Origin of the sequence: Kitasatospora sp. NPDC059747 (assembly GCF_042732955.1) — a bacterium.
Lineage (GTDB): Bacteria > Actinomycetota > Actinomycetes > Streptomycetales > Streptomycetaceae > Kitasatospora.
Genome location: NZ_JBHWGV010000102.1, coordinates 20920 through 32848, shown reverse-complemented (window position 1 = coordinate 32848; position 11929 = coordinate 20920). Strand labels below are relative to the sequence as shown.

5 protein-coding genes are annotated in these 11929 nt (G+C 72.2%); 3 read left to right on the top strand and 2 right to left on the bottom strand.

What is annotated here, in order from left to right:
- Window positions 1-126: 126 nt before the first annotated feature.
- Window positions 127-8115, bottom strand: a complete 7989-nt coding sequence (locus ACFV4G_RS33315; RefSeq protein WP_380445913.1) for a DNRLRE domain-containing protein — start codon at window positions 8113-8115, stop codon at window positions 127-129.
- Between the two features lie 233 nt (window positions 8116-8348).
- Here ACFV4G_RS33315 and ACFV4G_RS33310 point away from each other — a divergent pair, with 233 nt between their 5' ends.
- Together ACFV4G_RS33310 and ACFV4G_RS33305 are read left to right on the top strand one after the other, a co-directional pair.
- The gene (locus ACFV4G_RS33310; RefSeq protein WP_380445912.1) at window positions 8349-8837 is read left to right on the top strand and encodes a hypothetical protein; all 489 of its coding nucleotides are present in this window, start codon (window positions 8349-8351) and stop codon (window positions 8835-8837) included.
- A 92-nt stretch (window positions 8838-8929) separates the two neighbouring features.
- Window positions 8930-9412, top strand: coding sequence for a CYTH domain-containing protein (locus ACFV4G_RS33305; RefSeq protein ID WP_380445911.1), 483 nt, complete (start codon window positions 8930-8932; stop codon window positions 9410-9412).
- Between the two features lie 137 nt (window positions 9413-9549).
- On the opposite strand, the gene ACFV4G_RS33300 is transcribed toward ACFV4G_RS33305, so the two are convergent.
- The gene (locus ACFV4G_RS33300; RefSeq protein WP_380445910.1) at window positions 9550-9978 is read right to left on the bottom strand and encodes a nitroreductase family deazaflavin-dependent oxidoreductase; all 429 of its coding nucleotides are present in this window, start codon (window positions 9976-9978) and stop codon (window positions 9550-9552) included.
- A gap of 144 nt (window positions 9979-10122) precedes the next feature.
- Here ACFV4G_RS33300 and ACFV4G_RS33295 point away from each other — a divergent pair, with 144 nt between their 5' ends.
- A complete protein-coding gene (locus ACFV4G_RS33295) occupies window positions 10123-11919 on the top strand; it encodes an acyl-CoA dehydrogenase (RefSeq protein ID WP_380445909.1) in 1797 nt (598 codons plus the stop codon).
- Window positions 11920-11929 lie beyond the last annotated feature (10 nt).

The window sequence follows — 11929 nt, the reverse complement described above, 5'->3', positions numbered from 1 at the left end:
GCCCCGGGCGCGGCCCCCTCTGCGGCTCTCCTGGGGGGGGGGGGGGGGGGGGGGGGGGGGGCGGGGGGGGCCGCGCCCCCCCCCCCCCCCCCCCCGGGGCCCGGTCGATCAAGGTGTCAGAAGGAGTCAGTACCCCCGGCCTGACGGGTGTCCGTGGATCTTGCCCTTCGCGTCCCGGTGGACGCGGACCTTCGTCTGCGTCCGCCCCTTGGCGTTGGTGCCGACGCCGAAACCGAACTCGAGCTCACGAACCTCCTTGCCCTTTTTCTTCTCGATCACCTTCCCATGCCGCCACGCGTGCTCGACGAACCGGCGGGCGGACTTCCAGCCGTGGAAGGTCGAGAGGCCGCCGCGCTTCTTCACCTCCCGGTGGTACTCCGGAGTCCCCCGCACGTGCCGGGCCTGCTTCTGCATCGAGATCTGGCAGGCGGCGGACTTGTTGTGGGAGAGCGCCCAGCCGTCCCCTACCTGGACGGAGAAGGTGTGCTGGTCACCGATGGTGAGGTTGAAGACCAGCTGGTCGACGACGAAGCCGAGGTCGTTGACCCGGGTCACGTCGCTGACCGTGCCGTCCGGGGCGATCAGGGCGTCGCCGGCCTCGACCGCGGCCGCGTCCGTCCAGCCCTTGCCGGTGACCCAGAGCGGGTGCTCGGCGGTCGCCCGCAGCGGCTGGCCGCCGTCCGGGCCGGCCTGGATGTCGACCAGGTGCTTGGTGCCGTAGCCGACGATGACGTTGAGCACCGGCTCGGGCCGGGACTCGCCGGTCCCCGGGTCTGTGGACATCACGTAGTCGCCGACCTGAACCTGACCGATCGGCAGCTGCGAGCCGTCGCCCATCAGCACCGGGGTGTCCGGGGCGAAGGAGTTGCAGCCGGAGCTGCGGAACACCGAGCGCGCCCGGGAGGCGAACCGCCCGGCCCGCCCGGCCGCCCGGCTCGCGCGGACGGCCGTGAAGGCGCCCTTCACCGCGGTGTTGGCACCGACCAGTCCGGACAGCGCGGTGACGCCCATCTCCGCCGCCTTACGCCAGTTGCCCGTCGCGGCGTAGGAGATCGACGAGACGGCCGCGGCCGCCGCACCGATCGGGCCGGGGATGTACGAGGCGACCTCGGAGACCCTGGCCACCACGTGGACCGTCTTCTTCAGCCACTTGGGCATGCCCCAGTTGCCGTCGAGGTCGGTGCAGTTGACCGGGTCGCCGGTGCAGTAGTCGTACGGGCCGGCGTTGCCGCCCGGCACCGGGTCGATCTGCAGGAAGCGTCCCAGGGCCGGGCTGTAGAGGCGGGCGCCCATCAGGATGACGCCGTCCTGCGCCTCGGCGGAGCGCTCCTTGCCGCCCAGCCAGCCGAACCGCACGGCGGCCTGGCCGTCCTGCGGGACGCCGAACTCGTCGAAGTCCAGCACGACCGGCCTGGTGAGGGCGGTGTCGGTGGTGACGACCACCGAGCCGAAGAGGTCGGTCAGCTGGAGCTGGACGTCACCGGTCCTGCCGGTGGTCGCGACGAGGTCGGTGTCCGGGCCAGAGACGTTGCGGGTGACGGTGCCCTGGGTGGTGTCCTCGACGGTCCAGCGGACCTCGTCGGAGTCGTCGCCGTAGTGGTTCAGCTTCGACGTGAGGTTGGACCAGCTGCCGTCGGCCTGCTTCCTGGCGGTGGTGTAGGCGGTCGGCCGGTGTGCGGCGTCCTGCGCCCACTGCTGCCGGGTGTCCCCCTTCTCCTGGGCGGCGACCTTGTCGTTGGCCCAGTAGGTGTTGGTCGAGCCGGTGGCGGTCTTCACGGTGCGCCCGAACGCGTCGTAGGCGTAGCCGGCGTCGGTGAGCCGGTCGGCGCTGTCGTAGGCGTGGTTCTCGGCGACCGCGCCGGTGGTGGCGCAGGAGCCGTCCGCCGCGGCCGGCGTGGTGGCCTTCGAGAGCCGGTTGGAGTGGGCGTCGAAGGCGTACTGCCGGGTGACGCAGCCGCTGGTGGTGCTGGACTGCTGGGCCTTCACCAGCCGGCCGAGCCGGTCGTACTGGTAGGTGCGGGTGGCGGTGGAGCTGGTGTTGCGGGCCACCTGGCCCTGGGTGGAGACGTCGCTGGTCTGGGCCCAGACGACCGTGTTGTCGGAGGTGCGGGTGTAGGTGCGGCCGGTGGCCTCGCCCACCGCGTTGAAGGTGTCGCGGCGGACGATGCCGCCGGGGTAGGTCTGCTCGACCAGCTGGCCGTCCGGACCGTACGCGGCGGTGAACTCGCCCGCCACGCTGTCGCTGACCGAGGTGACGAGCCCGCGCGGCTCCTTCGCGCGGTCGTAGGCGTACGTGGTGGACCCGGTCGGGTCGGTGACCTTGACCGGCTTGCCGAACCGGTCGAACTCCGTGGTGGTGGTGCCGCCGTCGGCGTCCGTGTACGAGATCAGCCGGCCGAGAGCGTCCATGACGCGGGTCAGCGACTTGCCGTCGGTGGTGGTCCTGACCGCGTCGCCCGTCGCCGGGTCGTACTCGGTGGTGACCTTGGACAGTGCCTGGCCCTCGTCCGAGGTGATCTCGGTGGAGGTGACCCGGTCCGCCCCGTCGTAGGTGGTGACGGTCTTGCGGGTCTTGCCGGCGTTGGTCTCGGTCGTCTCCTCCGGCTCGCCGAACGGCGAGTACCGGGTGATCCGCTTGACCGGCAGGGTGGTCGGCATCCGGGAGCCGTCCGTGCCCGTGACCGGACCGCCGGGCAGGGTGGCGCAGGGGCTGCCCGCCCACTCGGGCCGGTTGCCGCACAGGGCGTCGTCCGGGTTGGCACCGGCCGTGTAGAACACCGACTTCACGGTGCTCGCGTCGGCGCCGGTGCCGTCGGGCTTGCGGGACTCCAGCGCGCGGCCGGCCGCGTCGTACTTCAGGTAGGCGGTCGGCTTGGCGCCGAGCGCGTCGGTGGTGACCGAGGTGGCCACCCGCAGCTGCCAGCCGGGGACACCGCCGATCGGCGCGTCGTAGCCGTGCTTCGTGACGCGCAGTTCGACGTCGGCGGCGTAGCCGTCGAGGCGGGCGCCGTCGGTGGAGGTGGTGACCAGGTGGTACGTCCTGCCGTCCGGCCTGCCCTCGTCGTAGGTGTTGGTGTTGTGGTCCCGGGCGAGCACCGGGGTGCCGGCCGGCAGGGTCGGGTTGAGCGTGGTCTTGGTCAGGGTGACCCGGTCCAGGCCCGCCTGGTAGTACGGCGTGACCGCGGCCGGGTTCTTCCCGGTGACGGTGAGCCGCAGCTCGTGGTCACCGCGGGCGAGCCGGACCGTCGAACCCGCCGTGTAGGAGCTGGTGGTGACGGTCGGGTTGTACCCGTCGAAGGTGCCGCCGACGTTCTGGCCGTCGATCGACAGCTGGACGACGCCGTAGTCCGCGGCCCTGGTCAGCAGCGCGGTCAGCTGGTACTCGCCCTCCTCCGGCACGGAGACCCGGAAGGACGCGTTGTCACCGACCTCGTTCGCGCTGAAGAACACGTGCGCGCCGCCGGACCAGCCGGCCCCGGCGCAGCACTGCGCGAGCGTCTGCACCCGCAGCGGGTCGGTCGCGCCGAGCTGGACGAGGCTCTCGCCCTCGGCCGTGACGGACACCGGCGCGCTCTGGCCCTCGACCTGCTCGGCGAGCGAGGCGCGGTAGACCGGGCCGAGCGTCTCGACGACGTCGAGGCCGTCCGGGGAGTAGACCGTCCGGTGGTCCAGCAGCCGGGCGCGGGAGGCGGAGTCGGCCGGCAGGCCGAGTTCCGCGACGAACCGCTCGGTGTCGGGGTGCGTGCCGATGGCGATGGACCGGTCGGTCGCGTCCAGGGCGCGGACCGCGTGGCCGTAGCGGTCGTACTCCTTGGTGTCGATGTCACCGCCGGGGGTGACGGACGGGGTCGCGGTGTTGACCTCGCTGCCGGAGGCGTCGAGGTAGTGCACGGTGGCGGCCCGGTAGCCGTCGGGGCCCGGCCTGGCGGCCGAAGCGGTCCCGGTGCCCGGGTCGTCCTCGGGGCCGAACACCGCGGTGGCGTCGGTCGGCGCGTCGGTCTGGGCCCAGGCGGCGACGTCCGGACCGGACATCGCGTACGGGCCGCCCGCGCCGCGGGTCAGCGGCACGTCGTAGACCACCGTGGTGGCGATCTCGCCGTCCACCCGGTCCTTGCTGCCCGGTGCCAGCGAGGCCCGGCGGACCTTCAGCAGCCGGCCCGGGTCCTGGTCGGCCGCGGCCTTGCCGTAGTCGAAGTCCCACGGCAGGTCCCCGGCCGGGGATATCCGGGTCACCCGGCCCGCGTCGTCGTAGCCGTACGCCGTCTTCAGCGGCTGGGCCAGGCGGGGGTCCCACACCCGGGCGAGGCGGCCGCGCTCGTCGTACGCGTAGTGCGCGACCTCGACGGCCTCCTGCTTGGCGGTCACCGGGTTCCACGACCAGACCTTGACGGCCCGCACCCGGTCGGTGAAGTCGCCGGGGGTGCCGGCGACGGCCGTGGTGGCGGCCGCGTAGTCGTAGTCGGTGACCTCGCAGCCGCGCGGCAGCGGGTCGACGGCGCAGCCGTTGGCGTCGTCCACGCCCGGCTCCACGGGCGCGATCACCCGCTTGACCACCGCGCGCCGGTCGGTGGAGTCGTAGACGTACCGGGTCGTGGACGCGGCGTCCGGGCCGGTGGAGGACTGCACGGCGTACACGTCGGACTCGCCCTGGCGGGCGAACACCGTGGTGGAGCCGTCCAGTTCGGTCAGCGTGTAGGTGGCGCCGGTCGCCTTCAGGCCGAGGTGCTCGGCACCCGGCTCGGGGTAGAGCGTGCCGTCCTGCGCCCGCGCGAAGGTGACCGACGTGTCGTCGGTGGCCTTGAGCACCGCGGCGTCCGCGCCCGGGAAGGCGAGCGAGACGTACTCGGCCGCCTCGCCCTGCGCCCCGCCGGCCCACTGCGGGCCGAACGGCGCGACGAGCTCGCGCACCGACATGTTGTCGAAGTACACGGGCCGGTCGGCGTTGTCCGAGTGCCCGTTGTAGAGCCGGACCTGCGCCTCGGTGGCGTCCGCGGCGAGCGTGACGTCGGTGGTGAGCTCCGCCCAGGCGTCGGTGTACGGCGCCTTGCGGGAGACGGTGGTGGTGAGCGCCCCGGTCTTGCCGTGGACGACGACGATCCGCATGCCGCGGTCGTCGTACCCGGCGGTCAGGCCGGTGGTGGACGGCACGTAGACCCAGGCCTTGACCCGGTAGGTGCGGCCGGGCTTCATGCCCAGCTGCAGGCCGCCCGAGCCGCCGAGCAGTGCGTACGTGTCACCGGACTTGTTGGCGTCCGGCAGCACCTTGAGCGAGTCGGTCGAGGAGCCCTGTCCCCGGTCGGTGGCCCGCAGCGCGGTGCCCGGGGTGGCCAGGAAGCCGGTGGTGTCGGTGGACACCTGCTGCTGGTTGGCCGTCAGCCGCTCGCCCTGCTCCTGCCAGCCGCGGTCGGTGCCGCGCGAGGAGGAGGAGCGCTTGGTGGCCATGCCGAACTCGTCGGTGTCCGTGACGTCGACCGAGTAGTCGCCGGTGAGCAGGTTGACCGAGCCCGGACCGACCTCGGTGCCGGCCGCTCCGTCGGCGTTGGGGTCGGCGGTGAAGGTCGACCAGGCGGTCGGGTACGCGGCGTCGGTGTCCTTGTCGGTGTAGAGCAGCGCGCGCACCTGCACGACGCCGCCGACCCGGCCGAGCGACTCCAGCACCGACCAGTTGGCGTGGCCGCCGAGCTCGGCCAGCCGCGGCCGGGTGCCGGTCACGGGGGTGTTGTCGGCCTTGGCGAGGTGGGCCGCCGGGACGTCGAACTCGGCGGCGCCGGGGCCGCGGCGGTACTGCCAGGTCACCCGGGTGAACTGGGTCTGGGCGTCGACCGCGAGCTCGACGCGCTTCGCGGCCTGCGTGCCGTCCGCGGGCGAGACGACGCCCGCCTTGCCGACCCTGAAGGTGTGGACGGCCGGGTCCGAGAGGTTGTCGGCGCGGTCCTTCGTCTGCACCTTCAGGACGTGCGTGCCGTCGGTGGGCGGGGTGATCGAGGCGGTGGTCGCCCCGGTCGCGTCCACCGTCGTCGGCGACTTGCCGTCCAGGGTGTAGACGTAGCCGATCACGTCGCCGGTGCCGGCCGGCGGGGTCAGCGTGAAGCGCCCGGCCTGGCCCGCGGCGCCGTGCCAGGCCTCGTCCGAGGGGTAGTCGGGCGAGGTGACGAAGGGCGCGCCGGGCTTGGTGGTGTCGGCGACGACGACCACGTCCTGCGGCGCCCACGGCGAGTTGTCGGTGCCGTCCCAGAGGCGGGCGCCCATCGAGTAGGTGACGCCCTCGTCGAGCTTCGCGATCCCGAAGTCGGCCGGCTTCACCTGGGCGTAACTGCCGTTCGGGACCTCCTTGTAGACGCGCTTGACGAACACGCCCGCGCGGTACAGGTCGAAGTCGGCGCCGACCCGGCCGCCGCCGTCGGGGTCACTGGCCAGCACCTGGAAGGTGGGCGTGGCCGAGGAGGTGTAGCGCGGGTTCCCCTGGTGCGCGGGGAACACGTCCACCGCCGGCGGGGCCGTCGGGACCGTGTTGTACGTGACCGACAGGTACGGCGGGTTGGAGCCCTCGGCGGAGTCGAAGCGCTTCCACGAGTACGGGCTCGTCTCGGTGGAGGCGCGCAGGCCGAGCGCGTTGTTGGTGTAGCCGTTGTCGGACCACGCGGCGACCAGGCTCGTCACGTCCTGGCTGACCCAGGCGTTGCCGCAGCCGGCCGTCTCGTTGCCGGCCGTCTTGTTGCTGACCGCCCACATCTTGTTCCAGCCCGGCTGGTTGGTCCACCGGGTGGCGGTGGACGCGAGGCCGGTGTCCCAGACCTCCCAGGACCAGGGCTCGCACGACCACGAGTGCCAGTTGTAGAGGTTCAGCTTCGCCGAGAGGATGTGCTTGCCGTGGTACGGCCCCTCGGGGAAGTGCAGGAACGAACGGGCGACCTGGCCGCTGCCGTTGTTGCCCAGCTTCAGCTCGACGGCCGACGACTGGTCGGTCGCGTAGCCCTGCTGGACGAAGGTGTCGAAGGACGGCCCGACGGTGAGCGCGGGGTCGATCGTCACCGGGAAGCTGGTCGCCGGGTCGGCGAGGAAGCCCGCCTCCGGGGTGAACACCAGCTCGGCGTCGGCACCGGAGCCGCGCAGTTCCATCGCCACCGGCGCGCGCCGGGTGTGCTCCTGCGAGTTCGGGTCGACCGTCGCGTCCCACATCACCGGGGCGGGGATCCTCGCCTGGACCTTGCCGGAGGGACGCTCCGTCAGCTCGATCGAGCCGTCGTCCTTGCGGATCACGTCCAGACCGCTGGTGTCGACCGGGAGCGTGATCGTGCCGGCCTGCGAGACGGCCGAGCGGTCCTTGACGATCAGGAACTGCTCGAAGCCGGTCCGGGTGGCCTCCAGGACGAGGTCCACACCCGGGCGGGCGTCGGCGTAGGTCGCCTTGCTGCCCTCCAGCCTGGGCTTGGGCAGCCGGCCGAGCCAGCCGAACTGCACCTGCTGCTCCCCGGTGCCGATCGTCACCAGCTCGCGCTCGGCGGGCTTGGCGGCGGAGGGCTTTGCGGCGTCGGCGGGCTTTGCGGGTGTGGCGAACGGACCGCCCTGCGCGCGGGCTTCGCTGCGGCTGGCCCGGGTGGTGTCGGCGGCGGGGGTCGTGGGGGCGGGGGTCGTGGGGGCGACCGGGTCTCCGGTCTTCACCGTGGCGTCGCCACCGGCGAACACGAGGCCCTCCGGGTGGACCTTCGGCGTGACCTTGCCGTCCGCCGTCTCCACGAGCGTCGTGTCGACGGGGACCCAGGCGTCGCCGACCTTCACCCTGACCGGTCCGGTCGCGGTGTCCTGGGTCAGCGTGCCCTCGGGGTCGGCCCAGAGGGTGGTGGTGGCGGTCCTGGCACCGGTGACCTCGATCCGGCGTCCGTTGAGCCGCGCGGCCAGCAGCGCGGACGCGGCGTCCGGCGCCTCGTTGACCGGCGCGGTGGCCGGCGCCTTGGCGTTCGCGGGCGCGGCTTGGGCCTCGGCGGTGATCGCGTCGAGCGCGACCCCCGTCTCGACCAGCATCGCGAGCGCGGCTACGACGGCTGTCCGCCGCAGCCCGCGCGTGGTGAAGGCCCCGCCCCCGAACCGGGACGAGGCCTGCTTCCTCGATGGCAAGAGAGTTTACTCCGTGAATAGCAATGGTAAAGGGTTCTGCCTTTCCAAGATCCCAGAAGTGTTCGGGCCGGATGACCAGATCACATATCGAATCGGCAAAGTTTGTTCACTGAGTGTCTCTTATGTCCCAGTAAGAGGACCGTTGATGAATCTGTCTCAGTTGGTCATGGTGAGGCCACTGTTGTTCCGAGATGGCCGGGCCGCCGGGGCCGGGTGCGCGTTAGGCTTCGTCCATGGCGAGCCAGCACCGGTCGACCGGCTTCACCGAAGCCCAGCTGTCGATCATCGATGAACTGAGCGCCCTGCCGTTCCCCGAGCAGGAGGGCAAGCCGGAGAAAGGTGACGGGTGGAGTGGGCCCGGATTCCACGTGGCCGTGCTCCGGGAGAGCCGGGACTTCTGGGACGACCGCAGCGAGGAGGTCGTCGAGGCGGCCGAGAAGGAGCTGGAAGCCGATCTCGACGCGCTTGCCGCCGCTCTGACCGCCCGTTGGGGCAGCCCCGCGACGGTCGACCTGTGGCCGTATCTCGGGTTCGACCATCCGGACCCCGAGTTCGTGGCCCCGGAGCCGCTCGGTTTCCTGTGCAACCTCGCCGGCAGCATGCAGCTGTGGCAGCCACCCTCCTCCGACCGGTGGCTCGCCCTGGCCATCGGCCAGGGGGACCGGGAGCTGCCGTTCCAACTGCTCGCCGCGATCGGCGAGGCGTCCTCGCTTCCGGGATGAGCCGAGTTCGGAGGCCGACCGGCGCCCCACAAGCTCGGCATACGATGTCGGCCGCCTGACGACCGGTCTTGAGCACGAGGAAAGGAAACCGGATGCCGAGCGAGATCGAGCGCAAGTTCCTGGTCGACCGCGTCCCCGGGACGGCCGGTGCCGTCTCGACGGCCATCAGCCAGGGCTACCTCACCCGTGGCGGCGACTCCGAGGTGCGGATCCGCCGGACGCCCGAGGGCTCCACGCTGACGGTCAAGCACGGCGGCGGCCTGGAGCGCGCCGAGTACGAGACCCCCCTGGACGAGGAGCAGGTCGCGGCCCTGTGGCCCGCCACCGAGGGCGCCCGGCTGACCAAGGTCCGCACCGAGGTCCCGCTGGAGGACGGCCGCACCGCCCAGCTCGACACCTACGAGGGCGCCCTCGCGGGCCTGCTCACCGTCGAGGTCGAGTTCGACAGCACCGCCGAGGCGACGGCCTTCGAGCCCCCGGACTGGTTCGGCACCGACGTCACCGGCCGCAGCGAGTACAACAACCGCAACCTGTGCCTGCGCGGCACCCCGCCGACCGAGGAGCCCACCGCCTGACGGGCCGGCCCGGCACGCGACGCCCCACCGGAACACCGGAACACCGGAACACCGGAACACCGGAGCCGAGCCGGTGGGGCGTCGCGCCTGCGCCCCGGTACGACCGCGCGGCCCCGGCGGAGGTCCGGGGCCCCGGATCAGGCGCGGGTCAGTTCGAGCACCGGGATGACGCGGATGCCGGCGGTCTGGCGTGCGTACTCGGCGAAGCCCGGGTAGCGCCGGGCCTGCTCGGCGTACACGCGGTCGCGTTCGTCGCCGGTCAGCTCGCGCACGGACACCCGGTACGTCTCCGTCCCGCGTTCGACGGTGCCCTCGCCGGCGGCGGTGAGGTTGCGGTACCAGTCCGGATCGGTGGGTGCTCCGCCCTTGCTGGCGAAGACGTAGACGACGTCCGGGTCGTCGTCGTGCGGCAGGCACATCATCGGGGCGACGTACTCCTTGCCGCTCGTGCGTCCGCGGTGGTGCACCAGGACGAGCGGAGCCCCCTCGAAGGGCCCGCCGACCAAGCCGCCGTTCGCTCGGAACTCCGCGATGGTCCTCGCGTTGAAGTCGAGCGGTTCACTCATGCCGAACTCCTGACTCTGATGGTGCCGGGTGTGACCGAGCCCTTCCCCCAGCCTGCCCCCTTCAGTCCCGGACGCGGGCCCCGACACCGGATTCGGGCTCGGGTAGCCTCGGGCGGAGCTCGTCGAGTTGAAAGGCACGATGCCATGACCTCTCTGCTCCTCTCCCGCCGCGACCTCGACTTCCTGCTGTACGAATGGCTGGACGTCCCGTCGCTCACCGGGCGGCCGCGCTACGCCGACCACTCGCGCGAGACCTTCGACGCGGCCCTGGACCTCAGCGAGCAGGTCGCCACCCGGCACTTCGCGCCGCACAACAAGCGGAACGACGCCGAGGAGCCGCGCTTCGACGGCGAGCGGGTCCACCTGATCCCGGAGGTCAAGGAGGCGCTGGCCGTCTTCGCCGGCACGGGCCTGCTCGGCAGCGCGATGGACTATGAGGTCGGCGGCGCGCAGCTGCCCTCCGTCCTGGCCAGCGCCTGCTTCGCGTGGTTCCAGGCCGCCAACCCGGGGACGTCCGGCTACCCGTTCCTCACGGCGGGCAACGCCAACCTGCTGTTGGCGCACGGCAGCCGGGAGCAGGTCGACACCTACGTCCGGCCCATGCTGGAGGGACGGTTCTTCGGCACCATGTGCCTGTCGGAGCCGCAGGCCGGCTCCTCGCTCGCCGACATCCGCACCCGGGCCGAGCCGCAGGGCGACGGCACGTACCGGCTGTTCGGGAACAAGATGTGGATCTCGGGCGGTGACCACGAGCTCGGCGAGAACATCGTCCACCTGGTGCTGGCCAGGATCCCCGGCGGGCCGCCCGGCGTGAAGGGCCTGTCGCTGTTCATCGTGCCCAAGGTGCTGGTCGCCGCCGACGGCTCGCCCGGCGAGCGCAACGACGTCGTGCTCGCCGGGCTCAACCACAAGATGGGCTTCCGGGGGACCACCAACACCCTGCTCAACTTCGGCGAGGGCGTCCACCGGCCGGGCGGCGGGCCTGGCGCCGTCGGGCACCTCGTCGGCGAGCCGCACCGCGGACTGGCCTACATGTTCCACATGATGAACGAGGCCCGGATCGGCGTCGGGCTCGGTGCCACCGCGCTCGGCTACACCGGCTACCTGCACGCCCTGGACTACGCCCGCACCCGCCCCCAGGGCCGTCCGCTCACCGGCAGGGACCCGGATGCGCCCCAGGTGCCGATCATCGCCCACGCCGACGTGCGCCGCATGCTGCTCGCCCAGAAGTCCTACGCGGAGGGCGCGTTGGCGCTCGTCCTGTACTGCGGCCGCCTCCTCGACGAGGAGCGCACCGGCGCGTCCCCCGAGGACCGGGCCCGCGCCAAGCTCCTGCTGGACGTCCTCACGCCCGTCGCCAAGAGCTGGCCCTCCCAGTGGTGCCTGGAGGCCAACAGCCTCGCCATCCAGGTGCACGGCGGCTACGGCTACACCCGCGAGTACGACGTCGAGCAGTTCTACCGCGACAACCGGCTCAACCCCATCCACGAGGGCACCCACGGCATCCACGGCCTGGACCTGCTCGGCCGCAAGGTCGTGATGGACGGCGGCGCCGGGCTGCGCCTGCTCGTGGAGACGGTGCATGCGACGATCGCCCGCGCCAAGGGCGTCGGCGGCGACGCGGCCGAGTACGCGGCGCGGCTCGACGAGGCCGTCCAGCGCGTCGTCTCGGTCACTCAGCGGCTGTGGTCGACCGGTGACCCGGAGACGGCCCTGGCCAACGCGAGCATCTACCTCGAAGCGGTGGGCCACACCGTCGTCGCGTGGCTGTGGCTGGAGCAGCTCCTCGCCGCCGACGCCGGCAGCGGGCCGTTCTACGAGGGGAAGCGCCACGCCTGCCGGTTCTTCTTCCGCTACGAACTGCCCAAGACCGAGGCGCAGTTCAGGCTCCTGGAAAGCCTGGATCGCACCACGGTCGAGATGCCCGACGACGCGTTCTGAGCCTGCCGGA

Excerpts from the sequence above, each read along its gene's own strand:
- ACFV4G_RS33300 (WP_380445910.1), bottom strand. The coding sequence starts at position 9,978 with ATGAGTGAACCGCTCGACTTCAACGCGAGGACCATCGCGGAGTTCCGA.
- ACFV4G_RS33305 (WP_380445911.1), top strand. The coding sequence starts at position 8,930 with ATGCCGAGCGAGATCGAGCGCAAGTTCCTGGTCGACCGCGTCCCCGGG.
- ACFV4G_RS33310 (WP_380445912.1), top strand. The coding sequence starts at position 8,349 with ATGGCGAGCCAGCACCGGTCGACCGGCTTCACCGAAGCCCAGCTGTCG.
- ACFV4G_RS33295 (WP_380445909.1), top strand. The coding sequence starts at position 10,123 with ATGACCTCTCTGCTCCTCTCCCGCCGCGACCTCGACTTCCTGCTGTAC.